24 protein-coding genes are annotated in these 24,681 nt (G+C 69.3%); 4 read left to right on the plus strand and 20 right to left on the minus strand.

Going from position 1 to position 24,681, the window contains the following annotated elements; all coding sequences use genetic code 11:
* Positions 1-110: 110 nt before the first annotated feature.
* Positions 111-2,357, minus strand: coding sequence for a CRISPR-associated endonuclease Cas3'' (locus CCZ27_RS11480; protein WP_198363103.1), 2,247 nt, complete (start codon positions 2,355-2,357; stop codon positions 111-113).
* A 394-nt stretch (positions 2,358-2,751) separates the two neighbouring features.
* On the minus strand, positions 2,752-4,548 hold the full coding sequence (locus CCZ27_RS11485) for a methyl-accepting chemotaxis protein (protein ID WP_096448297.1): 1,797 nt from the start codon (positions 4,546-4,548) through the stop codon (positions 2,752-2,754).
* A gap of 295 nt (positions 4,549-4,843) precedes the next feature.
* Between CCZ27_RS11485 and lysS the strand changes: the two genes are divergently transcribed.
* Positions 4,844-6,343, plus strand: a complete 1,500-nt coding sequence (gene lysS, locus CCZ27_RS11490; RefSeq protein ID WP_096448299.1) for a lysine--tRNA ligase — start codon at positions 4,844-4,846, stop codon at positions 6,341-6,343.
* A 192-nt stretch (positions 6,344-6,535) separates the two neighbouring features.
* Positions 6,536-7,096, plus strand: a complete 561-nt coding sequence (locus tag CCZ27_RS11495; RefSeq protein ID WP_096448301.1) for a sterol desaturase family protein — start codon at positions 6,536-6,538, stop codon at positions 7,094-7,096.
* A 236-nt stretch (positions 7,097-7,332) separates the two neighbouring features.
* On the opposite strand, the gene CCZ27_RS11500 is transcribed toward CCZ27_RS11495, so the two are convergent.
* On the minus strand, positions 7,333-7,917 hold the full coding sequence (locus CCZ27_RS11500) for a hypothetical protein (protein WP_198363104.1): 585 nt from the start codon (positions 7,915-7,917) through the stop codon (positions 7,333-7,335).
* A gap of 75 nt (positions 7,918-7,992) precedes the next feature.
* Here CCZ27_RS11500 and CCZ27_RS11505 point away from each other — a divergent pair, with 75 nt between their 5' ends.
* The gene (locus CCZ27_RS11505; RefSeq protein WP_096448303.1) at positions 7,993-8,619 is read left to right on the plus strand and encodes a ParA family protein; all 627 of its coding nucleotides are present in this window, start codon (positions 7,993-7,995) and stop codon (positions 8,617-8,619) included.
* Positions 8,620-8,679: 60 nt separating this feature from the next.
* On the opposite strand, the gene CCZ27_RS11510 is transcribed toward CCZ27_RS11505, so the two are convergent.
* Genes CCZ27_RS11510 through gspG form a run of 11 tightly spaced genes read right to left on the minus strand, consistent with a single transcriptional unit; the run spans position 8,680 to position 17,948 of the window.
* Positions 8,680-9,192 carry a type II secretion system protein gene (locus CCZ27_RS11510; RefSeq protein WP_232516338.1) on the minus strand — a complete coding sequence of 171 codons (513 nt, stop codon included), beginning with the start codon at positions 9,190-9,192 and terminating at the stop codon, positions 8,680-8,682.
* A complete protein-coding gene (locus CCZ27_RS11515) occupies positions 9,179-9,616 on the minus strand; it encodes a type II secretion system protein (protein WP_096452465.1) in 438 nt (145 codons plus the stop codon). Before CCZ27_RS11515 ends, CCZ27_RS11510 begins: the two co-directional genes overlap by 14 nt.
* Entirely contained in the window at positions 9,616-10,110 is a 495-nt protein-coding gene (locus CCZ27_RS11520) for a type II secretion system protein (protein ID WP_096448305.1), read from the minus strand. The genes CCZ27_RS11515 and CCZ27_RS11520 overlap by 1 nt, the downstream gene beginning before the upstream one ends.
* Positions 10,110-12,233, minus strand: a complete 2,124-nt coding sequence (locus CCZ27_RS11525; RefSeq protein WP_096448307.1) for a secretin GspD/PilQ domain-containing protein — start codon at positions 12,231-12,233, stop codon at positions 10,110-10,112. The genes CCZ27_RS11520 and CCZ27_RS11525 overlap by 1 nt, the downstream gene beginning before the upstream one ends.
* A complete protein-coding gene (locus CCZ27_RS11530; RefSeq protein ID WP_096448309.1) occupies positions 12,230-12,748 on the minus strand; it encodes a hypothetical protein in 519 nt (172 codons plus the stop codon). Before CCZ27_RS11530 ends, CCZ27_RS11525 begins: the two co-directional genes overlap by 4 nt.
* Positions 12,745-13,323, minus strand: a complete 579-nt coding sequence (locus CCZ27_RS11535) for a hypothetical protein (RefSeq protein WP_096448311.1) — start codon at positions 13,321-13,323, stop codon at positions 12,745-12,747. The genes CCZ27_RS11530 and CCZ27_RS11535 overlap by 4 nt, the downstream gene beginning before the upstream one ends.
* A complete protein-coding gene (locus CCZ27_RS11540; protein ID WP_096448313.1) occupies positions 13,323-13,937 on the minus strand; it encodes a PilN domain-containing protein in 615 nt (204 codons plus the stop codon). Before CCZ27_RS11540 ends, CCZ27_RS11535 begins: the two co-directional genes overlap by 1 nt.
* On the minus strand, positions 13,934-14,659 hold the full coding sequence (locus CCZ27_RS11545; protein ID WP_157748552.1) for a hypothetical protein: 726 nt from the start codon (positions 14,657-14,659) through the stop codon (positions 13,934-13,936). Before CCZ27_RS11545 ends, CCZ27_RS11540 begins: the two co-directional genes overlap by 4 nt.
* Positions 14,640-16,331 (minus strand): GspE/PulE family protein, encoded by a 1,692-nt coding sequence (locus CCZ27_RS11550; protein WP_096448317.1) that lies wholly within the window; start codon positions 16,329-16,331, stop codon positions 14,640-14,642. Before CCZ27_RS11550 ends, CCZ27_RS11545 begins: the two co-directional genes overlap by 20 nt.
* Entirely contained in the window at positions 16,328-17,503 is a 1,176-nt protein-coding gene (locus CCZ27_RS11555; RefSeq protein WP_096448319.1) for a type II secretion system F family protein, read from the minus strand. The genes CCZ27_RS11550 and CCZ27_RS11555 overlap by 4 nt, the downstream gene beginning before the upstream one ends.
* A 4-nt stretch (positions 17,504-17,507) precedes the next feature.
* Positions 17,508-17,948 (minus strand): type II secretion system major pseudopilin GspG, encoded by a 441-nt coding sequence (gene gspG, locus CCZ27_RS11560; protein ID WP_096448321.1) that lies wholly within the window; start codon positions 17,946-17,948, stop codon positions 17,508-17,510.
* A 301-nt stretch (positions 17,949-18,249) separates the two neighbouring features.
* Between gspG and CCZ27_RS23985 the strand changes: the two genes are divergently transcribed.
* Complete coding sequence (locus tag CCZ27_RS23985; protein WP_096448323.1) at positions 18,250-18,837, plus strand: lytic transglycosylase domain-containing protein; 588 nt, start codon at positions 18,250-18,252, stop codon at positions 18,835-18,837.
* 214 nt (positions 18,838-19,051) lie between these two features.
* On the opposite strand, the gene CCZ27_RS11570 is transcribed toward CCZ27_RS23985, so the two are convergent.
* The 6 genes from CCZ27_RS11570 to CCZ27_RS11595 are packed head-to-tail and all read right to left on the minus strand — an operon-like array spanning position 19,052 to position 24,653.
* Complete coding sequence (locus tag CCZ27_RS11570) at positions 19,052-19,726, minus strand: hypothetical protein (protein WP_157748554.1); 675 nt, start codon at positions 19,724-19,726, stop codon at positions 19,052-19,054.
* Positions 19,726-21,426 (minus strand): putative porin, encoded by a 1,701-nt coding sequence (locus tag CCZ27_RS11575; RefSeq protein ID WP_096448327.1) that lies wholly within the window; start codon positions 21,424-21,426, stop codon positions 19,726-19,728. The genes CCZ27_RS11570 and CCZ27_RS11575 overlap by 1 nt, the downstream gene beginning before the upstream one ends.
* A gap of 20 nt (positions 21,427-21,446) precedes the next feature.
* Positions 21,447-22,139, minus strand: coding sequence for an energy transducer TonB family protein (locus CCZ27_RS11580; RefSeq protein WP_096448329.1), 693 nt, complete (start codon positions 22,137-22,139; stop codon positions 21,447-21,449).
* The gene (locus CCZ27_RS11585) at positions 22,136-22,540 is read right to left on the minus strand and encodes an ExbD/TolR family protein (protein ID WP_096452469.1); all 405 of its coding nucleotides are present in this window, start codon (positions 22,538-22,540) and stop codon (positions 22,136-22,138) included. The genes CCZ27_RS11580 and CCZ27_RS11585 overlap by 4 nt, the downstream gene beginning before the upstream one ends.
* 2 nt (positions 22,541-22,542) lie before the next feature.
* Complete coding sequence (locus CCZ27_RS11590; RefSeq protein WP_096448331.1) at positions 22,543-22,950, minus strand: ExbD/TolR family protein; 408 nt, start codon at positions 22,948-22,950, stop codon at positions 22,543-22,545.
* 20 nt (positions 22,951-22,970) lie between these two features.
* Positions 22,971-24,653: a DUF2341 domain-containing protein gene (locus tag CCZ27_RS11595; RefSeq protein WP_096448333.1), complete on the minus strand. Its 1,683-nt coding sequence runs from the start codon at positions 24,651-24,653 to the stop codon at positions 22,971-22,973.
* Positions 24,654-24,681: the final 28 nt, after the last annotated feature.

The raw sequence follows: 24,681 nt of genomic DNA on the forward strand, positions 1-24,681 counted from the left end.
ATGCAGGTCCGGGCCAGACTCTTTTGGCTGTTTCACGACATAACCCCTGTCATGATCGTGAACCCAACTTAGCCTAGCTTTTTAGGTTGTTCAATGTCGAAATTTTCCTGCTACCACATCAGCGACTCACCTCTCAGAAACGCTGGATCTTCCCAGCTCAACCCGAAGCGCTCGTCGTACAGATCCATCACCGCCAGTTCCATGAACTGCTCACCCCAGCGCTCCGCCGCCACCGGCTGGATGGCGCCCGACTTGCGCAGCGCCTCGAAGCCCTGGCGCGGTAACTGCACCAGATAGGGCTGCAGACGGCGGGCGAGGCCGCCGCTCTTGTCGGCGAAGCGCAGTGCCCGCAGCGCCTCGCGTGCCTCGTCGTCGAAAGGCACGATCACCGGCATCTGCACCGACTCGATCATGCGGAAGCTCGCCGCCAGCGTTTCCATCGGCAGGCTGTCGGGACGGCTGCGCTGTAGCAATCCCAGCAGATCGCCGCCATCCAGCGCCGCACCGCCTTTCTGCCAGTACAACTCGCGGAAGTAAGCCTGAATCGCAGCGGGCGACAGCGGATCGTCCGCATGGCTGCGCAGCACGGTTGCCGCTGCCTGGGCGAACTGCTTGAGTTCAGGCGGCGGCGCCCAATCGGGATTGGCGGTAGAGAACACCAATACCTCGCTGGCCGCGGCATCCCGCCGCCCCTCCCGGTTGCAGCGGCCGGCGGCCTGGGCGATGGAGTCCAGCCCGGCCTCCGCGCGCAGCACCAAGGGGAAATCCACATCGACCCCGGCCTCGATCAAACTCGTGGAGACGAGCCGGCACGGCCGTCCCTGCTTCAGATCCGCCCGCACTCGGGCCAGCACTTCGCTGCGGTGGCGGGCGCACATCAGCGTCGTCAGGTGGCGTGCGCCGGGCAGGTCCGCCATGGACTGAAACACCGCACGCGCATGGCGGCGGTTATTCACGATGCACAACACCTGCTCGTGCGAACGCATGTGCGCGACCAGTGCCTCGTCGTCCAGCTCGCCCACATGCCTCACCCGCACCCGCTCCAGCTTGCGGAACAGCGTAGGCGGTTCGGGCGCGAGTTCGCGAACCTGCTCCAGCCCGCCGGCAAACTCGGGCGCCTGCAGCGCCGGCTGGGTGGCGGTGCACAGCACCACGCTGCTGCGGTAGTTGCGCGCCAGTTCGTCGATGGCGGCAACCGCCGGGCGCAGCAGTTTCAAAGGCAGGGTCTGGGCTTCATCCAGGATCACCACGCTGCCCGCGATGTTGTGCAGCTTGCGGCACTGTGACGGCCGGGCGGCGAACAGACTTTCGAAGAACTGCACCGCGGTGGTGACGACGACGGGTGCATCCCAGTTTTCCATCGCCAGCTTCAGCTTCTCCTGCGACTGGTAGCGCTCGGCATCGTCGCGGGACGACGGTGGCGGGACGAAGGCGCTGTGATGTTCCAGCACCGCAGCCTCCCCGAGTTCGCCCAGCGCCCGGCGGAACACCGCAGCGTTCTGCTCGACGATGCTGGTGAAGGGGATGACGAAGATCACCCGCCGCAGGCCATGGCGTATCGCGTGGTCCAGCGCGAACGCGAGCGAGGCCAGGGTCTTGCCGCCGCCGGTGGGCACCGTCAGCGAGAACAGACCGGGATCGCACGCGGCCTCGCTGCGCACGTGCGCCAGGATGTCCGCCCGGACGCGATTGACGTCGGAGTTCGCGGAAAAGGCGGCGAGGTGGGCGTCGAGGCGTTCCCGCAATGCTTCCAGCCGCGGCACTTCAACCGCGCGCAGTGCGCCGCGATTACCCGGTTCGCCGGGTTGCGCAACCCGGTCATAGAAGGCTTCGGTATCCAGGTAATCGGCGTCTACCAGACAGGAGAACAGCATGCGCACCAGGAAGGCGGCCTGGAACATCGGCCCGCCGCCGCCGGCCTTCCTGAACGGTAGTTCGCCCAGGTTCGGCGGCAGTTGGATCTCCTGCTGCCACTGCGGCGACAAGGGCGGCAGGCCTGCCCCGCGCAAACGCTCCTTCAGGGAAGTGCGCTCGCCGCTCTCGATACCGTTGGCCAACCCAGCGTGGTGACCGGCGATGGCGTAGGCGATCAGGTAGCCCAGTTGGCCATACTGCTGGAGCGCCACCATGGCGCCGCGCGTCGCATGATCCACCCGTACCGCTTCGCCGGCGATCCGCCGCTGGAAATCCTCGGTGTACTTGCCGATGTCGTGCAGCAATCCGGCCGGCACCGCCAGCCCGGCGGCGTTGAAGATCGATGCGAAACCCGCGGCCAGCTCGGCGACCTTGCGCAGATGTTCCGCGAGAGGCTGCCAGTCGGACCGGTCTTCCCGCTGCGTCGAATGCGCGAAAAACATGGAACTCCCCGTGGATAGCGCGATTCGGCCATCACCGGCATCTCGGCCGGGATGCGCTCCCGGCGCGTGCCTCGTCATTGCTGTCGAGCGCCATCACGGCATGCGACCCGTGCCGCGGCGACACTGCACCCTATGACTGCAGTATGTCACCCCGCCCGGGCCGATCGGCACTTCGTCATGACGGAAAAGCACGAATCCATCACGGTGACATGCGAAATGCCGCCTCGAGGATGCCCTCGTCCTGCGCCGGCAGGCGGGCTCGACGGGCAGCGACATCGGCCCGAAAGAAACGGAGGGATTGATCACGCCGGCGCGCCACGGCGGTCCGCAGTTGCCCGCCGACCGCCGCGTCGCAAGCTTTCGCCGCAGCGGACCGGCCGCGGCCGGACGGGCGTCAGCCCTCGAGCAGCGCTTCCACCGGCACGCCGATGCGCACGTTGCCCCAGTGGCGCCCGTCGACCACGATGGGCATGGCCATGTCGCACAGGATTTCGCCGGTGTCGCGCAGGTAGGTCTGCAGCAGCAGGGGTTCGGTGTTGTGCGCGGCGCGCAGTTCGGCGGGGGCCTCGAACTTGCGGCAGGTGCGGTTGCCGACGAGGTCGGTGTCGTGATCGCCGGTGAGCGGCCGCGAGAACCGGGTGTTGTGGGCCGACAGGTAGCCGTCGACATTCACGGCCACGGCAAACACCGCGCCCTGCGTGGCGGCAAGGCTTTCGTCTAAGGTGCGCTGGCAGCGGCGGGTGAATTCGTCGCCCCACGATACCTTGAACTTGGGCGGATTGGTCCCCGGCATCGGGCGGTACTGGCGGTCGAAGACGTCGATCCTGTCCCCGGCCATGGCCTCGAGCCCGGCCTGTACCTGATCGCGGAAGCGGCGGGTCTGCTCCACCGCCCTGTCGAAGGCGCCCTGGCCGGTCCTGAAGCGCGACACCAGTTCCTGCACCGCCTCCGTCGCCCGCGTGAGGTCGGCGGTGCGCTGCTCGCTGTCGTCCATGTGCCGCGCGACGGTGCTCGACAGTTCGTTGATCTCGACGACGTGGTCATGCACGCGGGCATTGGTCGCCGACAGCGACTCCATCGCGCAGGCGATCTGCGCCAACTGCGTGCTGGTGGCCTCGAATTCGCCCACCATGTGCTCGAACTGGCGCGCGGAGCGGTCGACCACTTCGCGCGTGTGCAGCACGTCGGCGTTGATGACCTCGTTCTCGCTGCGCGTCTCGGCGACCAGCCCCAGCATGCCGTTGATGTTGCCGACGATCTCCGCCGTCGCCTTGTTGACGCGTTCGGCGAGCTTGCGCACCTCGTCGGCGACCACCGCGAAGCCGCGGCCGGCCTCGCCTGCGCGCGCCGCCTCGATGGCGGCGTTGAGCGCGAGCAGGTTGGTCTGGTCGGCCACTTCGCGGATCAGCGAGGCGATCTGCTTCACGCTCTCGGAGCGCTGCGACAGGTCGTCCACCGTATGGTTGAACTGCAGCACCTTCTCGCTGACGGCGTTGATCTTGCCGGCGATGTCGCGCATCTCTTCCAGGGATTCGCGCGCGATGTTCAGGTTGGCGCTGGTCGATTCGGTGATGCGGTGCGCGCTCCCCGACACGTCGTTGATCGCCGCGGTCGACTCGGTGCTGGCCTCGAACACCCGCGCCGTCATGCGGCCCTGCTCGCGCGCATCCCGCGCCGACCCTTCCACCCGCACCTTCACCTGCACCGCCTCGCGGGCGATGCTGACGCTCATGTGCCGCACCTCGCCGATGATGTGGCGCATCTTGTCGGCGAAGCGGTTGTAGCCGGCGGCGAGTTCGCGCAGTTCGTCGTGGGTGGAGAGCGGCAGGTTGTGCGAGAAATCGCCTTCGCCGCGCGCGATCTCGTTGAAGATGCGGGTGATGACGCGTACCGGACGGACGATGAGATGCCGCAGGTAGAGGATCTGGCCGACGCAGAACAGCAGCGCGAACACCGTCAGCCCGACCAGCACGATCCAGCCGCCCTCGAGCGCATCGACGATGCGCCCCGCCACCTCCGGCGCCACCGCGCCCTCCCGCAGCAGGTCGGCGACCTCGCGCTTCTGCTGCCAATAGACGCCGAGATAGGCGAGGTTGACGACAAGCAGGAAAAGCAGGCTGAAGAGCTTTTTCGTCAGCGAGTTCCAGAAGGTTTTTTCCACAGCCTCGTACAACTGACTGAAGACGTTCATGGTTCCGAGTCCTGGTGGCGCGTCCGGCGACGCTGATCTGTCATCGGTCCGCCCGCGGCGTCCTTTAGGGCGTGGAGAAAAAATATGTGGTAGAGCGCATGCGCGTTTCAGCACGCCCTCCTCCATGCCGGCCGCCGCCGCTCCGCGGGACCGATGCGCGGGTGGATCGCCCTGCACCGCCCGCCAGGACCCGCGCAATTGCCCAGCCCCTTGCGGCCTGCCACAATTACGCCTTTGTCGCCGGCGGCAACGCCCGCGCCCACGATTTCCCATTCGAGCCGACAAGCACAACACCATGTCCGACCAGACGAACACCCCGCCGCAGGACGACAACCACCTGATCGCCGAACGCCGGGAAAAACTCGCCGCCTGGCGCGCCGCAGGCCGCGCCTACCCCAACGACTTCTCGCGCGAGAACACCGCCGGCAAGCTGGACGAGCTGTATGGCGACAAGGACGCCGAGGCGCTCGAGGCGACGCCGGTGGAGGTCAAGGTGGCCGGCCGCATCATGCTCAAGCGGGTGATGGGCAAGGCGAGCTTCATCACCGTCCAGGACCTGTCCGGCCGCATCCAGCTCTACGTGCAGCGCGACAGCGTGGGCGAGGACGTCTACACCGACTTCAAGACCTGGGACATCGGCGACATCGTCGGCTGCGTCGGCACCGTGTTCAAGACCAAGACGGGCGAACTCACCGTCAAGGCGACCGAGATCCGCCTGCTCACCAAGAGCCTGCGCCCGCTGCCCGACAAGTTCCACGGCCTCACCGACGTCGAGCAGAAGTACCGCCAGCGCTACGTCGACCTCATCATGAGCGAGCAGTCGCGCTTCACCTTCGTCGCGCGCAGCCGCATGGTGCAGTCGATCCGCAACTACATGACGAGCCACGGCTTCCTCGAGGTCGAGACGCCGATGATGCACCCCATCCCCGGCGGTGCCGCGGCCAAGCCCTTCATCACCCACCACAACGCGCTCGACATGGAGCTTTTCCTGCGCATCGCGCCGGAGCTGTACCTCAAGCGCCTGGTGGTGGGCGGCTTCGAGAAGGTATTCGAGGTCAACCGCAACTTCCGCAACGAAGGACTCTCGCCGCGCCACAACCCCGAATTCACCATGATGGAGTTCTACGAGGCGTACGCGAACTACCGCACGCTGATGGACTTCACCGAGGGCCTGATCCGCCACGCCGCGCGCGAGGCGCTGGGCGCCGAGAGCTTCGTCTACCAGGGCCGCGAACTCGACCTGTCCAAGCCCTTCCACCGCCTCACCATCGTCGAGGCGATCCGCAGGTACCACCCCGGCTTCACGCTCGAACAGCTCTCCGACGCCGCGTGGCTGAGGCAGAAGATCGCCGACTTCGGCGAGAAGGTGAAGCCGGGCGGCCTGGGCAGCCTGCAACTGCAGCTTTTCGAAGCCTGCGCCGAAGCCGAACTGTGGGAGCCGACCTTCATCATCGACTACCCGGTCGAAGTGTCGCCGCTGGCACGCGCCTCCGACACCAACCCCGAAATCACCGAGCGCTTCGAACTCTTCATCGTCGGCCGCGAGATCGCCAACGGCTTCTCCGAGCTGAACGACCCCGAAGACCAGGCCGCGCGTTTCCAGGCCCAGGTGCAGGCCAAGGAAGCCGGCGACGAGGAAGCGATGTACTACGACGCCGACTACATCCGCGCCCTCGAGTTCGGCCTGCCGCCGACCGGCGGCTGCGGCATCGGCATCGACCGTCTGGTGATGCTGCTGACCGACGCCCCGGCGATCCGCGACGTGATCCTGTTCCCGCAGATGCGCCCGGAATAAGCCGCCGCCGCACCGCATTCCCCTCCCCCGCAGGGCGAGGCCCGGGCGGGGTTTCTTTTTTCCGGCACCGCTGCGCGGCATGGCCGCGCCGGCCCGCCGGAAGCATCGCCGGACCGGAGCGTCTAAGATTCAAAGAGGGCGGTCCCTGCGCAAACCGGAGCGCCGCCGGCGGGCGGCGGCCAGGGGGAGGCGATGAAGCGGTTCGATCTGCAACACGTCACGACGGTATTCCCGCATGCCTTGCCGTTGCCGGTGAGTGCGGGAGCGGTCTTGTTCATGCTGTCGGCGATGCGTCCGCACGGCGGCTGGCTGCCGCTGGCGGTCTGCGTGCTGGCGGGCCTCGCGCTGTGGACCTTGCTCGAATACCTGCTGCATCGCTTCGTACTGCATGGCATCGAGCCGTTCCGCAGGTGGCATGCGCAGCATCACCACCGCCCCGACGAACCCATGCGCACGCCGCTGCTCTTCAGCGCCCTGCTGCTGATCGCCCTGGTCGCGATACCGATGCTCACGATCGGCGACCGGTGGCTGGCGACCGGCCTGGCGCTGGGCCTGCTCGCAGGACACGTCGCGCAGGAGATCACGCACCACGCGCTACACGCACGCCGCCACCCGGCCGGCCACTGGCTGGCGGCATGCATGCGCCAGCACCGGCTGCACCACTGCCGGTGCCCGTCGTGTGCCTACGGCACCATGACCACGTTCTGGGACCGCGCCTTCGGTACCGCTGTGCCGCCGGACCGCCGATATTGACACGCACCAGCCGGGCGCCGGACGAAATCGGGTGGCATCGACAGGCTGCCTTCGACCGGGAGCGCCCCGGCGTCACGCCGATCCGGTAGCCGCCCGCCGGACGAATCGATACGGGAATCGATGCGCGGCGTTGCCCGACGGCAGCATCGAGGGCCGGTCCGGCACCGATCCGGAGCGGTTTCCGTGTCCCTTGCCGCCGGCGCCGATGGTGCAAGGGGCACGCCGCCACGGACGCCTTATTTCTTCGGGCGCCCGGTCTTGATACGTTCGACGCGGCCGAGCACCTCGATGAACTGAGCGTCCCCGGTGCTGGCCAGCAATGCCAGGCCGGCTCTCACCAGTTCGCTCTTCTTCACTTCGGTGCCGTTGGCCAGCGCACGCTCCTTCAGCGTACCGAACAACGCATAGTCGGTCTCGGGAATGGTGAAGCTGTCGCGCACCAGCTTGGGCTTTGCCGGGGCGTGCTTCTTGGCCTTCGCAGCCTTGGCGGTCTCCGCGGGCGCGGCGGCCTCGGCCTTTGCCGCGGGAGCAGCCTGCGCGGCCGGCCTGGCTTCGGCCTTCTTGGTGGCCGCGGCAGGTTTCCCGGCTGCGGCCTTCGCCGCCGCAGGCGCTTTCGCCGGCCTGGCCTTCGGAGCCGCCTTCTTCGCGGGCTCCGCCTCGGCCTTCGCCGGGGCCGGAGCCGCGCTCTGCTGCTTCCCCTGGGCTTCGGCAGCGGGCTGGGCCTTGACCGGCGCGGCGGCTTCTTGTGCCTTCGCCTGGATTTCTGCCTTCGCGTTCACCTGGACTTCTTCTTTCGGCTTTGCCTGGACTTTCTCGCTCATGTGTTTCTCCGGAAGCGATTTGAGGTATAAACTGTATGAACAATTTATACTCTTATCGTCCATCGGGCAATCGAAATGCGCAAAATCATGGTCGCGAACCCCAAGGGAGGGAGTGGCAAATCGACGCTGGCCGTGCATCTCGCGAGCTGGTTCGCGAGAAACGACGAGATCGTCTATCTGGGAGACCTGGACCGGCAACAGTCGAGCCGGCACTGGCTGGCTGCCAGGCCCCGCCACCTCGCACCCATCCGCCACTGGGATCTTTCCTCCGAAGAGTTCGAGGCGCCGCCCAAGGATTGCAGCATCGCGATCCTCGACACGCCGGCAGGCTTGCACGGCAAGCGGCTCAAGAGTCCGCTGAACGAAGTGGACAAGGTCGTCGTGCCGGTTTCGCCCTCGCGCTTCGACATGCTCGCCAGCCGTGAATTCTTCGAGGAACTCGCGGAAACCAAGGCGGTGCGCAAGGACAAGGTCGACATCGGCATCGTCGGCATGCGGATCGATCCGCGAACCCACGCTTCCCGCCAACTGGTGGAGTTCCTGCAGCAGTTCGACCTGCCGCTCGTCACTTGCATACGGCAGGCTCAACGCTACGTGCATGCCGTCGAGACCAGCACGACGATGTTCGATGGAAACGGCTTCGACGCCGTCGAGCGGATTCAATGGAAACCGCTGCTCGATTGGCTGGTGCGCAGGCACTGAGCTTCGCACGCGCAGCCGGGCGCTCGTCCCCGCCTGTCGGCTGGGGCCCCGGCGGCGGCGCTAATCCTTCGCGGCCGACGCTGCCTTGGACTCCTCTGCCGCCGGGGCCGTCTTGATGTCCGGGCGGAACACCCAGTCCGAGTAGCGGGCCGCGCCGCCGGCCTCGGGGCCGAGTTCGGGAGGCAGGCCGTGCGTGCGGATCGGGCTTCCCTTGGCGCGGCTGTGCAGCCCGACGATGGCCTCGCCGGTGCGCACCAGCACCCAGTCCGGCTCGCCGGTGAAGGGGTCGCGCCACACGCGGCGCAGGTGGCGGACCGGCACCGGGAAACGCCGGTCTTCGATCAGTTCGTCGAGACTTTGCGGATGCTTGCGCGTACCCACGGGCGTTCTCGACTGATAGCGGCCGATGGCCTTCGCGATGTCGCTGGCCCGGTAGAGAAGCTCGATCTCGCGCTCCCGCTGCACGGCCTGCTGCCAGACGACGCCGATCTGCGCCGCACCGATGCCCAGCGCCACGACGAGGAACAGGACCAGCAGGTAGGTGAAGCCGCGTTGCCGCCTACCATTCCGCATAAGCGCTGCCATCACGCGCCAGCCCCTCGGCGCCGCTGTGCACATCGCGGATGCCGCCCGTTCCCGCGCCGGGCACCTCCTCGATTTCGGGCACGGCGACCCAGGTTTCGGCACTATCGGTGACCGGATCCTTCGGCACGTTGCGCAGGTAGCGGCGGTCGACCAGTTCGCCGAGTTCGTGCGGGAAACGTCCGGTATCGGCCTTGAACTTGTCGAGCGCATCGCGCATGACGCTCAGGGACTGGCGCAGGGCGGCTTCGCGCGAGCGGTCCAGGTGGTCGAAGTAGCGTGGCGCGGCAATCGACAGCAGCGTCGCGATGATCGCCATCACGACGAGGAGTTCGATCAGGGTGAAACCGCGCGCACGTGCCCCGCCCCGCCGCTTTCCACGGGTCGTCGAAATACGTTTCCCGGGCGCCGGCATCACCATTCCCGATATGGGACGCCGTCCAGGCCGGAGCCGGAGGCGAGCGAATAGACGTCGAACACGTCGGTCCCCTCCGTCGGCGCGTCGGGCGGGCTGGCGTAGCTGCGCTTGCCCCAGGTCGCTCCGGGGGGGGCGTCGCCCTGCGGATTCAGGGGATCGCGCGGAAGGCGGCGCAGGAAATAGATTCGCCCCCCCTGGGGCGAGGTGACGTCCGGCACGCCGTTGACCAGCACTTCCAGGTTGGGCGGGTAGCCGCTGACACCTTCCTTGCGCTCCATCTTCCCTTCGTCGTAGGCAGCCTTGTAGGCGTCGATCGCCGTGCGGATCTGGCGCAGCGCACTGCGCAGTTCGGTTTCCTTCGTGCGCCGGGCGCCGAGTTCCATCATCGGCGTGGCGACCGCCGCCAGGATGCCGACGATCGCGACGGTGACGACGAGTTCGATCAGCGTGAATCCCCGCGCGCGGTCGGGCCAGCAAAGGGTCGTGCTCATCAGTCGGACCGTTCGACGCGCTCGGGAGGCGGTGTGCCGTCCCCTGCGGGAGGCGCCGCGGCGGGCTCCGCAGCTGCAGCGCCGGGGGCCGCCGGCGCAACCGGCGTCACCTCTGCCGCGCCTTCCCGGGTTCCGGCGGGCGCCGCCTCCTGCGCGGGCGCTGCTTCCGGTGCCGGTGCGGCTTCCGCTGCGGGCGCCTCTTCCTGCACGGGCGCCTCGCGCACGGGCTCGCGGTTCCCCGCACCCGGCGGCGTCCGCGCACCGCCGTGCAGGCCGAGGCTGTTCGGGGCCGTCGGCCCGAGGCGCAACTGGCGCTTGCCCACCGAGCTTTCGGTGCCGGCGGGCTGGTCCGCGCGCGTCGTCGGCGGGGCGATCACGTTGCGCACGATGCGCGGCGTGATGAGCAGCACCACTTCGGTCTTGACGGCGCTGTCGCGCTGCGCCGAGAACAGCCTGCCCAGCCCGGGAATATCGCCGAGGCCCGGCAGGCGGCGCGCGCTCGAGCGTTCCTCGTCGCTGATCAGCCCGGCGAGCACCTGCGTTTCGCCGTCGGCCAGCCGCAGCGTGGTGGCGGCGCTGCGCGTGCCGATCTGGTAGGCGAGCGAACTCGACGGCCCCGGCACCTCCTTGACGATGCTGCTCACTTCGAGCGCCACCTTGATCACCACTTCGTCCTCCAGCGTGACGCTGGGCTCCACGTCGAGCTTGAGGCCGACGTCGAGATAGCTCACCGAGGCCGACACGCCGACGTTCGCCGTCGACGTGGTGGTGAACACCGGCAGCTTCTCGCCGATGTGGATCTTGGCCTTTTCTCGGTTCTTGACCCGGATGCGCGGGTTGGCCAGCAGGCTGGTGTCGCCGTCCTCGTTGCGCAGCTTCAGGATGGCGGCCGGGTTGCTCACGTAGGGGACCATCGAGCCGGTGTTGCGAAGGTTGACGACGCCCGCCGCGAGCGCCCCGCCCGGCGACGTGGTGGTCTGGGTGACGCCGTTGACGATGGTGGTGGTCGCCAGGCCGGACTGGATCAGCCCGTAGCCGACCTCGTTGGGGAACTCCACGCCGAGGTCGGAGAGCTTGTTGCGGCCGATCTCGAGCACCTCCACTTCGAGCATCACCTCCGGCTCGGCGATGTCCAGCGTCGCCAGCACGCGCTCGGCCAGCCGCACCGCCTCGGGCGTGTCCTTGATGGCGAGCATGTTGAGCTTCTCGTCGATGAACACGTCCTTCGTCTTCACCAGTTGCCGCACCATCGCCAGCGCCTGCTTGGCGTCCGCATTGGCGAGATAGAAGCTGCGCGTGACGAGGTCGAGGTACTCCTTCTGCTTGGCGGCATTGGCCGGATAGATCAGCACCGAATTGGTGTTGAGCAGCTTGCGCTCGAGCTGCTGGGTGGTGGTGATGAGTTTCAGCACCTCGTCCACCGAGCTGTTGCGCACGAACAGCGTCACCTTGGAATCCGCGCGCACGTCGCGGTCGAACACGAAGTTGAGGCCGCTGGCGCGCGCAAGAGCCTCGAACACGATGCGCAGGGGCGCCTCGCGGAATTCCAGCGTCACCGGCTTGGCCATCGCGCCGCCCAGCGCCTCCACCACCGGCGCGGCCTTCGCGTCGGCGCGCTCGTCCAGGGTGCGCAGCAACTGGCGCGCACGCGCATTGCTGGGCTGCTCGACGAGCACCGCGCGCACCGCGCGCTCGGCCGCGGCATCGTCCTTGCCGATCGCCGCTTCCGCCTCGTTGAGCCGCGCGGTGCGGCGGGCGTCGGCCGCGAGTTCCGCGGCGCCGATGCGCGCACGCGGACTCTCCGAATCGATCTGCAGCACCTCGGCGTACAGCCGCGCCGCCTCCTCGGTGCGTCCGGCCGCGCGCGCGCGGTCGGCGGCCGCAAGGCGCTCGCTCGCCAGCAGTTCGCGCTGGCGCAGGTAGTAGGCACGCAACTCATGGTTGCCCGGGTCCTTGGCCACCTCCCCCTTCAGCAGGATGAAGGCCGCGGTGCGATCGCCGTCGGCGAAGGCCGCGCGGCTGCGCTCGAGGGCGGGATTCGTCGCGCAGGCGGACAGCACCAGCAGCGAGACGGACAGGACGAGGCCGCGTAGCGGCGGGCAGGAACGAGACTTTTGGGTCATGAACGGGACAAGGAGAGGGACTGGCGCTGCTTGAGCGGCAGGTAGACGAATTCGATTCGGGCTTCGTCGATGCGCTCGACGCGGTAGCGGCCGGCGATCTCGTCGCCGCCGCGCAGCATCCGCAACTGATCGCCTTCCATCACCAGCGCACAACGCTTGCCGTCTTCGACGATCACGCCGATGTAGCGGAACGGCAGGGGCGGCGCCGCGGGTCGCGAGGGCGGTGGAGGCGGCGGAGGCGCCGCCCGGAAGCTGAGCGGCGCAACGAAGTTGGCGCCCTCTGCCGCCAGGGCCTGGCGGGCCGGCTCATCCGGCAGGCCGGGGAGCGCGATCGCAGGCGCGGCGACGCGTGTCGCGGCGGGTGCCGGAGCACCGCCCGCCCCGGCGGCGGCGGCGGCGCGACGGGACGAGGGCGGCGCGTTCGCGGGCTCGTCGCCCCCCTGCAGGGCTGCCCACAGCGTGGCCGCCAGCGTCAGGGCGAGCGCCGCGCCGAGGCGCCACTTGCGGGCCGTCATCGCCCGCCTCCGACGAAGATCGCCAGGCGGATCTCGGTCTCCAGCGTGTTCGCCTCGCCGCCCGCCCGCTTGATCGAAAGCCCTTCCAGCGCCAGTTCCGGCATATCGACCAGCACCGCACTCAACCATGCATGGATGTGCGGGAAGTCGCCGCGTACCGGCAAGGCCAGCACCACCCGCTTCAGGGGCGTGGCCGGTTCGGGCGTGATGCGGTAGTCGACGCGGCGGATCTCGACGCCCTGCGCCTGCGCCGCGGCGTAGAGCCGGCCGAGGCGCGCGGGCAGTTCCGCTTCGCCGGGGAAGCGCTGCGCGTAGAAGCGTTCGAGGCGGGCGCGGTCGCTGTCGATCCGGCCGGCGGCGGGATCGAGGGGCGCGCGCATCAGCCGGGCCCGCTCGTGCGCGATCCCGCGCCCTTCATCGTCGATGTAGCCGTCGGCCAGCAGGCCGCCCGCGAGGGCCGCCACGATCAGCCCGACGCCCACACCGCCGGCCCATCCCGCGCCGCGGGCGAGGCGCCGCAGCCGGCCCGACAGCGCGCGCACGGCATTCGCTCCGGCCATCCCGATCGCTGCCATCAGGCGCCTCCCCGGCTGCGCGCGGCGACGACGAAGCGCACGAAGTCCGCGCCGTCCTGCGCCGCCGCTTCGTGGCTCACGAGGTCGATGCCGGCGAGCACCGGCTCGTGCCGCATGCGGTCGAGCACCGCGAGCACCGCGTCGAGCGAGCGCGCCTCACCCGACAGGCGCAGGCCACCCGCCGCCGTGCGGCCGCTCGCGTCGCCCGCCCCGGCGCCGGCCGCCTGCACCTCCACCATCTCGACCTCGACCCAGGCCACGTCGCTGCCGCGCACGCGCGCAAGCGCCGCGAACACCGTGCTCCAGTCGGCATCCAGGCGGGCCGCGACGCGACGCGCGCCCTGCACCTCCTGCGCCGTGAGGGGCGGTTCGGGTGGTGCAGGCGGCGCGGGCGCCGGCTGCTGGCTGCGCAGCGCAGCGACGATCCGCGCGCGCTCGTCCAGCTCCGCGCGCGCCGACATGAAGCGCTCGAGTTCGATCCCCGCGCACAGCAGCCCGACAGCGAGCAGCGCCCAGCCAAGCCTGGTGGGTGCCCGCCGGATGGGTACGAAATCGAGTTCGATCCGTTCGGGAGCCTGGCTCGGGCGCGGCCAGGGAAGCCTGAAACCTCTCACGCCGCCCCCTCGCACACCTGCACGCTCCATCCCTCGGGCAACACCTGCGGCGCGGCGCCGAGCACGTGCAGCACCCCCGCGCCGGCGGCATCGCCGATGGTGGTCGCCAGCCCGGGCAGCATGCGGCCGAGCATCGCGCCGACGTCGCCGCCGGCGTTCGCGCTGCGAATGCGCCGCCACTGCCCGCCGGCCCACAGGCCGAGCGTCAGGCGCCCCTCGCGGCAGACGCCGAGCGCACCGCAGGCCCCCTTCCCGCCCACGTGCGAACCGGGCAGCAGGCGGTTGTACACCGTCACGAAGCTGCCCTGCATGGCGGTGATGCGCAGCCGCCGCTCCGCCGCGAGGCGCGCCACCGCATCCACCAGCGTCCGCGGGGCGGCGCAGGCCAGCGCCGTGTCGCCGCTCGCGCCGCGATCGACGCTGATCGCCCATTCCGGCCCGCCCACGCCGTGGACGCTGCGCATCCGTTCGGCCGCCCAGGCTTCGCGCTCGCTCCCGCCCTTGAGGCCCGCCGGCCACTCGATCACGATGTAGCGCAGCCAGGCATCGGCGAACTCGACCGCGAGTGCCCCCCGGCGTGCTTCCTCCGGCCAGCCCAGGCCCGCCAGCGCCGCCGCCGGCTCGCCCTCCACCGGCGCGGTCCGCTCGTCCCCGGCACGGGCGAGGCGCCAGGTGCGCTCGCCCAGGGTCAAGCGCCAGGGTTCAGCCGAGAAGCGTGACACGATTCAGCTCCTCCACCGTCGTATCCCCCGCGGCGACGAGATCCGTCACCGCCTCGCGCAGGCTGCGGAAGCCGCGCCGGCGGGCGGTTTCCTTCAGCACGCGGATGGGCGCGCGCGACAGGATCAGCTCGCGCACCTCGTCGTCGAGCACCAGCACCTCGGCCACCGCGCGCCGTCCCTTGTAGCCCGAACCGCGGCAGTGGCCACAGCCGGTGCCGGCGTGGAAGCGGAACCCCGACACGTCGCCCAGCTCGGAATCGGCGATCAGCTCCGCATCCGGCGTCACCGGCGCGCTGCACTGCGGGCAGTTGATGCGCACCAGGCGCTGCGCCACCACGCCGTTCAGCGCGGCGACGAGGTTGTAGGGGTCGATGCCCATGTGCATGAAGCGCCCGATCACGTCGAACACGTTGTTCGCATGGACGGTGGTGAACACCAGGTGGCCGGTCAGCGCCGCCTGCACCGCGATCTCGGCCGTCTCGCCGTCGCGGATCTCGCCCACCATGATCTTGTCCGGGTCGTGGCGCAGGATGGAACGCAGGCCGCGGGCGAAGCTGAGCCCCTTCCTCTCGTTGACCGGGATCTGCAGCACGCCGGCGAGCTGGTACTCGACCGGATCCTCGATCGTCACCACCTTCTCGAGCCCGCTGTTGGTCTCGCCCAGCGTCGCGTACAGCGTGGTGGTCTTGCCGCTGCCGGTGGGGCCGGTCACCAGCAGCATGCCGTAGGGCTCGCTCGCCAGCCGGCGCAGCACCGCGCGCGAAGCCCCGTCGAAGCCGAGCGACTCCAGCGTGAGCCCGCTCATCTCGGCGGAGAGGTGCTCCTTGTCGAGCACCCGCAGCACCGCGTCCTCGCCGTGGATGCTGGGCATGATGGAGACGCGGAAGTCGATCTCGCGCCCGCCCGCCTGCGCCTTGAAGCGGCCGTCCTGCGGCACGCGGCGCTCGGCGATGTCGAGTTCGGCCATCACCTTCAGGCGCGACACCACCTGCTCGGCCAGTTCCGCCCCGGCGGCCCCGCCCACCCGCGACAGCACGCCGTCGATGCGGTAGCGGATCACCAGCCCCGCCGGCACCGTTTCGAGGTGAATGTCGCTGGCGCCCTGCTTGAGCGCGTCGTACAGCGTGGAATTGACCAGCTTCACCACCGGGCTGGCGTCGGCGCTGATGCGCTTGAGCGACAGTTCCTCGACGAGTTCGCCGTCGTTCTCGTCCTCCCGCGCCATGTGCAGGCCGGCGGCGCGGCGCACCTCGTCTTCGTGCCGGGCCAGGCAGGCGGCAATGGTGTCGGCATCCGCCAGCGCCAGCGCGAAGCCCTCCGACAGCCGCGCGCTCAGGCCGTCGAGCAGGTCGTCGTCGAAGGGGTTCGAGACCACGACCAGGAGCGTGCCGTCGTCCTCGCGCAAGGCCACGCATTCGCGGCGCAGGGCCTGCTCGAAGGCGATGGCGCCGAAGTCCGGCACGAGCGCCATCAGCCGCGCATTGTCGATGGCCGGCAGCGAGCAGCTCGCGCCGAGCCGCGCCATCCGGACGGCCGGGTCCGGCTCCAGCCTGGCCAGCCCCTCGAGCAGCGCCACGCCGCCGCCGGCGGCGCCCGACAGTTCGGCGGCGGAAAACGGCGCGGGCGGGGGCGTGGCCTGCAACTGGCGCCGCAGCGCGTCCGGCGCGTTCATCCTATGCTCTCCGCCAACTGGAAGATGGGCAGGTACATCAGCACCACGATCAGGCCGATCGCACCGCCGATGAAGAGCATCAGCAGCGGGCCGAACAGGCGGGTCAGCCATTCGACCTGGCGCGCCGTGTCTTCCTCGTGGAATTCGGCGGCGCGGCTCAGCATGTCGCCCAGGTTGCCGGCGCGCTCGCCGACTTCGAGCATGCGCATCGCAACCGGCGTCGTCAGCCCGCCGGCCGCCAGGGTCGCGGCAAAGCCCTGCCCTTCCCGGATACGGGCGATGGCCCCGTCCAGGCTGGTGCGCAGCGTCTGCGTGAGCAGGCCCGAGACCATGGTCAGCGCGGTGGGCACCGGGATGCCGCCCGACAGCAGCATCCCCAGCGTGCGATAGAAGCGCGCCAACTGGAACACGCGCAGGCTCTCGCCGACCACCGGCATGCGCCACAGGGCCCGGCCGAACGCGGCGCGCACCCCGGGATGCCGCGACAGCGCGACCAGGCCCGCCACCGCGATCGCCAGCAGCATCGCGCCGCCTACCGCATGCGCCTCGATGAACTGCCCCCATTCGAGCAGCAGGCGGGACATCAGCGGAAGTTCGCCGTCCAGGTCTTCGTAGATGTGGGAGAAGCGCGGCACCACGTAGGCCATCAGGAACAGCACCACCAGCCCGCCGACCCCCAGCAGGAGGGCGGGATAGATCGCCGCGCTGACGAGCTTGCCCCGCAGGGTGTCGACCTGCTGCTGGTAGGCGATGTAGCGCTCGACGGCATGGTCGAGATCGCTGGTGCGCTCGGCGGCCCGGATCGTGGCGACGTAGAGTTCCGGAAAGGCCCCGCCCGCGCTGTCGAGTGCGCTCGACAGCGTGCGCCCCTCGCGCAGCGCGCCCAGCATGCCCTGCAGCACGGTGCGTATCGCCGGCCGGGTTTCCTTCTCTGCCAGGGCGGCGATCGCCTCGGCAAGCGCGATGCCGGCGCGCAGCAGCGCGAGCAGTTCCTGGTTGAACAGCAGCAGCGGGAACTTGCCCCGGTGCGCCGGCGCCACGCGTGCTTTCGACGCCAGCACCATCAGGCCGCGCGCGGCCACGATCGTGCGCATTTCCGCCTCGGACCCGGCATCGATGTCGAGGTCTACGACCAGCCGGTCCGCGCCGACGGCCCTGACGCTATAGCGCATCGGCCTACCAGTTGCTCACGTCGGCCGCCCCGCCCTCGCCGCCGGGCTGGCCGTCGGAGCCGAAGGAAAACAGGTCGAACTCGCCATGCTCGCCAGGCTGACGGTACTGGTAGGGCTTGCCCCAGGGATCGAGCGGCACCGCCTTCTTGAGGTAGGGACCCGCCCAGCGGGGGGTGTCCGTCGGCGCCGCCATCAGCGACTGCAGCCCCTGCTCGGTGGTCGGATAGCGGCCCACGTCGAGCCGGTACTGGTCCAGCGCCTTGCCGAACGCATCGATCTGCGCCTGCGCCACCTTGGTTTCCGACTTGCCGATCTGCGAGAAGAAGCGCGGCCCGACATAGCCGGCGAGCAGGCCGATGATGACCATCACGACCAGCAACTCGAGAAGGGTGAATCCGGCGTGAATCCTGCGGATGGCCGATGGCCGGGATGGATTGGGCTGCATGCGGGGCAAACGCCGATTGTGTGATCGAGGAACAAGAAGGCTAGATGCCGAATGTTGCATGGCGGTTAATGAAGGAAGACCATCCTCTCCGGGCGGCAGGACCACTCCCCAGGCGCTCCGCCTCCCCGCCGGGAACGGCATGGCGCAACGCGGTCCGGGCCGGAAACGGGCGCGCCACATGGCGGAACGCCTGCCCGACAGGGGTCCGCAATCGGCTTGTCACGGGCAGCCCCCATGCTCCCGCCACCGGGCCCCGGCCGAATGCCGCCGGGCCCGGCACCGCAAACCCGGAAGGACATGCATGCGCCTGTCGCTCGTTTCGCTCGCCCTGCTGCTCGCGTCGCTCCACTGCGCGGCAAACACCCTGTACGGTTTCGTCGATGAATCCGGCGTCGCGCACTTCAGCGACTTCAAGGTCGACGGCCGCTACAAGCGCCTGATGGGTTCCGAACCGTCCGCGCAACGGCCTTCGGCACGCGGAACCCGGCAGGCACCGCCGCCTCGCCTGCGGGCGCGGGTGGAAAGCATCGCCGGCGAACACGGCGTCGATCCCGCGCTCGCCATGGCGGTGGTCGAGGTCGAGAGCGCCTATCGGCCGGATGCGCGCTCGCCCAAGGGCGCGCTCGGCCTGATGCAGTTGATGCCGGCGACCGCGCAGCGCTACGGGGTGAGCGATCCGCTCGACCCGGACGACAACCTGCGCGGCGGCATCCGCTATCTGCGCGACCTGCTCGACCAGTTCGGCAGCACCGAGCTGGCGCTGGCGGCGTACAACGCCGGCGAGGGCGCCGTCATGCGCCACGGCTACGCCATTCCGCCCTACGCCGAAACACAGGCCTACGTGCCCAGGGTGCTGCAGCGCTACGGGTCCTTGCAGCGGAAGCCGTAGCGGGGCGCCACGCCCGTTCGCGGACGGCGGCGGGCACGATCCTATCCTGCGGCGGGGGGCAAGCCCGGCGGCGCATCGAGCACGCCGCCGCTGCCGACGTCCAGCCGTGGCCCGAGTCCACGCGCAAGAACCGCGCCTGCGGCCGTGCCGGCGAGAGGCATGCGGAGACCCGGCCCGCCCGCGGCGTCATGCCCGCCGGATCGCCGAGATGCGTTCAGCGGCCGGTTTCGGCACCGGGACCATCTGCCGCACGGCGTGCGTTCGACGCCATGTCGTGGTCCGCGATGCGATCGCCGTAGCGCTCCATGAGATTTTCGAGCCGCACACGACCGATGCCCAGCACGGGGTCGTTGGCGCTCAGAACATCGCCCACGCCCTTGTCCGCATAGAGCTTCAGGAGTTCGCGCGCGCTTCCGGCGAGTTCCGCGTTGTCCGCGGTACATTGGCCGAGTTGGCCGTCGACCTGCTTCAGGCGGCCCCGCTCGCCGGCCAGTTCGGACTGCAGCCGTTCGCCCTCGGCCCGGGCGGCGGCCAGTTCCGACGTCCGCGCCTCGAGCGACTTGCGCGTTTCCGCCAGGGTGCCGTCGAGCCGCGTCTTCTCGCTGCTGGCCTGCTCCAGCCGCGCCGCGAGCCCCCGCCGCGCCGCGCCTTCGCTGCCGACCTTCTCCTCCGCAGCGTCGCGTGCCGCCTGGGCTTCCTTCAACTGGCCCGCCAGCGAGTCGCGAGTGCGTTCGGCCTCGTCGAGCGCACGGGATACCTGCTGCAACTGCATGCGAAGACGGCGAATCTGTTCCTGGTCGCGAGAAGCCGAGCCGCTCTGGGCAAGCGCCGGGCACGCCAGCGCGATTCCCAATCCGACGGCGAGCAGTCTTGAAACGATCTTGGTCATCAGAAGCGCACCGACAGGTCCATCTGCAGCGTATCCACGCCGAACTTGTCGCCCGAGACCAGCGTCGGCGAATCGATGCTGTCCGCCGACATCCAGCGCAGGCCGATCGCGGTGTTCTGCTCGATGCCGTAGCTGAAGCCGAGGGTGTAGCCCTTCACGTTGGTGCCGCCGAGCCCGAAGTCGGAATCGGTGAAGGCATCCAGGACGGCATCGGAGCCGACGCGGCGGTAGGTGAGCGAAGCCTGCCAGTCGCCGAGTTGGCGGATGCTCGGCATGCCGACGGCGATCCGGTAGAGATAGGCGGTATCGCTGCCGTCGCTCAGGCGCACGCCGGTGCGGCGCTGGATCTCCTTGCGGTCGAACGCGGTGTTCTTGATGTACTCCGCGGACAGCATGACGTGTACGGGGTCGAAGCGTGCGATGTCGATAGCGGCCGTGAGGGCGAGCGGCTCGAAGCGCGACGCCAGGCCCCAGATCCAATTGCTGGAATCGAAGGGGTTGCCCGGCTGCTCGAGCCGGTTGTTCGTCGTGAAGAGCGTATTGCCCTTCGAGCGGAAACCGGACCCGTACTCGTACTGGCCGTAGCCCGGCAGCCTCTGCAGCATGAACTCGTCGAAGCGGCGATCCTCGCGCCCTTCGACGTTGTCGAACTTGTACTGTGCGGCGCCGAACTTCAGGCGAAGGTCGCGCCGGGCTTCCCAGTCGACGCCGACCTGCACCGCGCTCAGCGAGCGGGAGCCGTGCTCCTTGGGCGCATCGATGCGCAGCGGGAACCAGCCCGCCGTCAGGAAGGGCCTCAGCCGCCCGGAATCGAGCGAGGGTTTCAGCGTCGCGGCGAGGCCCTCGAAGTTGAGGTCCTCGTCCCAGATCAGGTCGGTGGACAGCCACGGGTTCGCGATGCGCCCGCCCGACACCGTCAGCCACTCGACCGGGTCGTAGCGGATGAAGGCGCGGTCCACGACGAAGGAATATTTGTTGAAGTTCTGGCCGAGCGTCTGGTTGGTCGACACGCGGTCGTTGGTGTTGCCGGTCGCGAGCCGGACCCCGGCGCTGACCGTGTCGGCGACCTGGGCGGTGAGGCCGAGCCGGGCGCGGACACGCCAGCGCTGCTGGTCCTCGTTCAGGCTGCCCAGCGCACGGCCTTCCGAGTCGGTCTCGGTGGCGGCGGCGTTCCGCGTCACATAGGGCGGGGAAGAGCCGTCCGCGATGCTCGGCCGGCCATTCCTGTCGATCGCCGCCATGTTGGCGCCGGCATAGTAGGCCGCCGGCGTGTTGTCGTCCGCGAACATGTCGGACTGGTAGCGGACGCGCACGTCGCCTTCCCACTGGATGCGGCTCACCCACTCCGGCAGCGAATTGGGCGCGGCCCAGCGTTCGTTGCGCGCCTGGGCGAGCACCTCCTGCTTGACCTGGTCGCGGATGTCGTTGCGCACGCTCTCGGGGATGTAGGGCACGCGCACGGTGGCGGGCCGCGCCGGATCGGCCGCCGCCTTCGCCACCTTGTCTGCGGCCTTCGCCTCGGCCTGCTTGATCAGGGCGTCGGCCTTGGCCCGGGTCAGCACCCCGGTCTCCACCAGCGCATCGATCAGGTCCAGGGTGGTCTGGCGCAGCAGCTCCATGGACTGGCGATCGTCGGCGGCCTGCGCCGGCAAGGCCAGCGCCACGGCGACGGCAAGGGTACAAGTCTTGATTTTCCACATGATGAAAAAAGTCCGCTCTGTTATCCGGTAACGCGGTTGGTGATCCTGACGGTGATCGGCTGCGGCAGATTCGCCGGCGGCGCCTCGGGCACCGGCGCCAGCGCGCCGAACGCCGCCCGGAGCGCATCGTCCACGCCGCTGCTGCCCGTGCTGTCGACGAGTTCCGCCTTGCGGATCGAGCCGTCGCCGCCCAGCCAGATGCGGACCAGCACCCGGTAGTCCAGCCGCTTGATCTCAGGCCGCCGCACCAGCGAGGTCTGGACGTGGCGCTGCAGCACGCTCGTGTAGAACGCGAACTGCATGCGGTTGCCGCCGGTGCCGGCGCCGATCTCGCCGCCCTTGTACTCGTTGAGCACGGTGCCCGCCGCGAAGGGGCTCGGCCCGTCGCCCGCCTGCCCTTCCATCTTCAGTTGCTCGGCCTGCTGCGGCTGCTCGACCTGCTTGGGCTGATCGATCTTGATTTCCTTCGGGCTTTCCTTCGGCTGCTCGCGCCTGGGCTCTTCCTTGGGCGGGGGCGGAGGCGGGGGCGGCGGAGTGTCGAGCACGGTGATCTTGGTCACCTGCCGGGCAGGCCCCCTTGCCTCGCCGCCCAGCCCCTGCACGATGAAGACCAGCGCCGCGACCGCGGCCGCCAGCAGCAGCGCGCCGCCGCCGATGCGCAGCCAGCGCCCCAGGGCCGACTGCTCGATGTCCTCCTCGGCCAGCCCGCTCATGTGCCGATCCGCGCGGTGACGAGCCCCACGCCCTCGATGGCGAGCTTGTTCACCAGGTCGACGACCTGGATCACCTTCGCGTATTGCGTGCGCGGATCGCCCTTGATCATCACCGAGATCTTCGGGTCGCGCGCCTTGGCCGCGGCGAGCTGGCTTTCGAGTTCGCCCAGGCTGACGCCGATGCCGTTGATCATCAGCGCGCCCTCGGGCGTCACCTGCACCACCTTCACCTCGTGCTGCTCGGTACTGGGCTTGTTGCTCGGCTTGGGCAGGTTCATCGTCAGGCCCTGCACCGACGCGGTGGTCATGAGGATGAACACCACCAACAGCACATAGGCCAGATCGAGCATCGGCGTGACGTTGATCGAGTCGTACGGCTTGTTGTCGGTATTGACGTTCATGCTCACTGCCCCCGCTTGGTGACGAGGCCGACCTCGGTGATGTCGAGCCGCTTGCACACCTCCAGCGCCTCCATCACCTTCTCGTACTGGGCTTCCGCGTCACCCTTCAGCACCACCGGCAGCGACGGGTTCTGCGCCTTGTATTGCGCCAGCCGCATCTCGAGCTGCTCCATGTCCACCGGGTAGGCATCGAGGAACACGTTGCCTTCGCGGGTGATCGTGATCGCCCGCGTCTGCGGCTTGGCCAGGCTGGCGGCGGCCTCGGTGCGCGGCACCTCGACCTTGATGCCCTGCACCGAAGCGGTGGTCATGATGATGAAGGTCACCAGCAGCACATAGGCGAGATCGAGCATCGGGGTGATGTTGATCTCGTCATAGGGCTGGTTGTCGTCCTTGACGTCAGCGGCCATGCCGTTCCCCGCCGCCGGCGTCAGGCGCCGTGGCTCTCGGCCACGCGGGTGATGAACTCATCGACGAAGATCTGCATGTCCGCCGAGATGTTCTTGATCCGCGAAGCGAGGTAGTTGTAGCCGAACAGCGCCGGAATCGCGACGCCCAGGCCGGCCACCGTCGCCAGCAGCGCCGCCGCGATGCCCGGTGCGATCGCATTCACGTTGACGTCGCCGGCGGCGGCGATGGCGGCGAAGGTGATCATCACGCCGACCACCGTGCCGAGCAGGCCGAGGAAGGGACCGCCGGAAATCGCGATGGTCAGCAGCACCATCTTCGCGTTGAGCTTGTGCGTTTCGCGCACCATGTCGGCATCCACCGCCGCCTTGATGGCGTCGATCGAGGCGCCGGTCAGGTTCACCCTGCCCTCGCCGTCGGCGCGGCGCCGGACTTCGCGCAGGCCGGCCTGGTACAGGCGGAACAGCGAGGAATGCGGATGGGAACCCTCGCGGTCGAGCGAGAGGAAATCGTGCGTGGCATCGCGGAAGCGCTTAAGGAAGCGACGGTTATCCTTGTCGACCACGCCCACCATGTGCGCCTTGGTGACCATCACCGCCGCCGCGATCACGAACATCACGCCGAGGATGACGATCACGACCCAGGCGTCCACCGTCAGGTTGTTGACCAGCACCCCGAGGTAGGAGCCATGCCCGTCGTCCGCCGCCGCAGCGTCGGCATCGCTCACCGTGATCAGCTTGCCTTCCGCCCCCTGGGCGGCCACCGCCAGCTTCACCCAGTCCGCCGGCCGCGCGGCACTGGCGAGCTGCACTTCGTCCACCAGGCCCACCAGGCCGTCGCCGATGGCGACCTCGGCCAGCACGTCCGGCAGCGCCGCCGCCCCGGCGGCGACCTGCGCGCCATCCACGTACAGCGTCGCCTGCCCGTCGCCGACCGTCACCGCGACGTGATGCCAGGCGTTCGGCGTCAGCGCGCCGCCGCTCACCGCCGCGCCCGTGCCCTGCAGCGCCAGCTTGCCCTGCTCGAGCGTGATCGCGACCGCGCCCTGGCGGTACAGCGTCGCCGGCGGCGCCACGTCGGCAAGCCGCAGCCAGGCCGAAAAACTGAAGCCGCCGCCCGCCGCCAGCTTGAGGGCCGGCGCGGCCGCCAGCGTCATCGGGCGGCCCTCGAACCGGCCGCTGGCCCCCAGCAGCCCGGCCTTTTCGACCGCCAGCGGCCCCTGGGCGTAGAACGCGTTGGCGCTCGCATCCTGCGGGCGCTCGTCGCCCTCGCGGAAGTGGAACACGGCGCTGGTGGCGGCATCGTAGGTCTCGCCCGCGCTATCGTCGGCCGGCGCACCGGGGTTGCCGAAGTAGGCGAAGATCTTCTGCCCGGCGGTCTTCGGCGCCACCTGCGGCAACCGCACCCAGGCCACCGCCAGCTCATTGACGCCGTCGTAGCGCTCGAGCTGGAACTTGAGCGGGGTCTTGTCGTCGCCCGCGATGAAACGCAGATCGCTACCGTCCGGCTTGGCCGCGAGGAAATCGAAATTGCCGCTGTGCAGGCGCACCGGCACGGTGACGCCGGACAGCGGCGACGCGATCTCCGCGCCGGTCGCCGACGTGTCGAGTTCGATCACCCGGCGTTCGGGCCAGGCATCGTCCCACGACGCCTGCACGGTCAGCGGCAATGCCGCGGCGAGAAGGAGGGAGGCTAGGAATTTCATCTCTTGTTGCAACGCAATGGAAGGCGCG

Origin of the sequence: Thauera sp. K11 (genome assembly GCF_002354895.1) — a bacterium.
Classification (GTDB): Bacteria; Pseudomonadota; Gammaproteobacteria; order Burkholderiales; family Rhodocyclaceae; genus Thauera; species Thauera sinica.

Coding starts and splice junctions, on each gene's coding strand:
- CCZ27_RS11525 (WP_096448307.1), bottom strand. CDS start 12,233: ATGACCCAAAAGTCTCGTTCCTGCCCGCCGCTACGCGGCCTCGTCCTG.
- CCZ27_RS11580 (WP_096448329.1), bottom strand. CDS start 22,139: ATGAGCGGGCTGGCCGAGGAGGACATCGAGCAGTCGGCCCTGGGGCGC.
- CCZ27_RS11500 (WP_198363104.1), bottom strand. CDS start 7,917: ATGAGCGAGAAAGTCCAGGCAAAGCCGAAAGAAGAAGTCCAGGTGAAC.
- CCZ27_RS11575 (WP_096448327.1), bottom strand. CDS start 21,426: ATGTGGAAAATCAAGACTTGTACCCTTGCCGTCGCCGTGGCGCTGGCC.
- CCZ27_RS11485 (WP_096448297.1), bottom strand. CDS start 4,548: ATGAACGTCTTCAGTCAGTTGTACGAGGCTGTGGAAAAAACCTTCTGG.
- CCZ27_RS11555 (WP_096448319.1), bottom strand. CDS start 17,503: ATGCGCTATAGCGTCAGGGCCGTCGGCGCGGACCGGCTGGTCGTAGAC.
- CCZ27_RS11550 (WP_096448317.1), bottom strand. CDS start 16,331: ATGAACGCGCCGGACGCGCTGCGGCGCCAGTTGCAGGCCACGCCCCCG.
- CCZ27_RS11585 (WP_096452469.1), bottom strand. CDS start 22,540: ATGAACGTCAATACCGACAACAAGCCGTACGACTCGATCAACGTCACG.
- CCZ27_RS11480 (WP_198363103.1), bottom strand. CDS start 2,357: ATGTTTTTCGCGCATTCGACGCAGCGGGAAGACCGGTCCGACTGGCAG.
- CCZ27_RS11520 (WP_096448305.1), bottom strand. CDS start 10,110: ATGAGCACGACCCTTTGCTGGCCCGACCGCGCGCGGGGATTCACGCTG.
- CCZ27_RS11570 (WP_157748554.1), bottom strand. CDS start 19,726: ATGACCAAGATCGTTTCAAGACTGCTCGCCGTCGGATTGGGAATCGCG.
- CCZ27_RS11535 (WP_096448311.1), bottom strand. CDS start 13,323: ATGGCAGCGATCGGGATGGCCGGAGCGAATGCCGTGCGCGCGCTGTCG.
- CCZ27_RS11515 (WP_096452465.1), bottom strand. CDS start 9,616: ATGCCGGCGCCCGGGAAACGTATTTCGACGACCCGTGGAAAGCGGCGG.
- CCZ27_RS11530 (WP_096448309.1), bottom strand. CDS start 12,748: ATGACGGCCCGCAAGTGGCGCCTCGGCGCGGCGCTCGCCCTGACGCTG.
- gspG (WP_096448321.1), bottom strand. CDS start 17,948: ATGCAGCCCAATCCATCCCGGCCATCGGCCATCCGCAGGATTCACGCC.
- CCZ27_RS23985 (WP_096448323.1), top strand. CDS start 18,250: ATGCGCCTGTCGCTCGTTTCGCTCGCCCTGCTGCTCGCGTCGCTCCAC.
- CCZ27_RS11505 (WP_096448303.1), top strand. CDS start 7,993: ATGCGCAAAATCATGGTCGCGAACCCCAAGGGAGGGAGTGGCAAATCG.
- CCZ27_RS11595 (WP_096448333.1), bottom strand. CDS start 24,653: ATGAAATTCCTAGCCTCCCTCCTTCTCGCCGCGGCATTGCCGCTGACC.
- CCZ27_RS11590 (WP_096448331.1), bottom strand. CDS start 22,950: ATGGCCGCTGACGTCAAGGACGACAACCAGCCCTATGACGAGATCAAC.
- CCZ27_RS11510 (WP_232516338.1), bottom strand. CDS start 9,192: ATGCGGAATGGTAGGCGGCAACGCGGCTTCACCTACCTGCTGGTCCTG.
- CCZ27_RS11495 (WP_096448301.1), top strand. CDS start 6,536: ATGAAGCGGTTCGATCTGCAACACGTCACGACGGTATTCCCGCATGCC.
- lysS (WP_096448299.1), top strand. CDS start 4,844: ATGTCCGACCAGACGAACACCCCGCCGCAGGACGACAACCACCTGATC.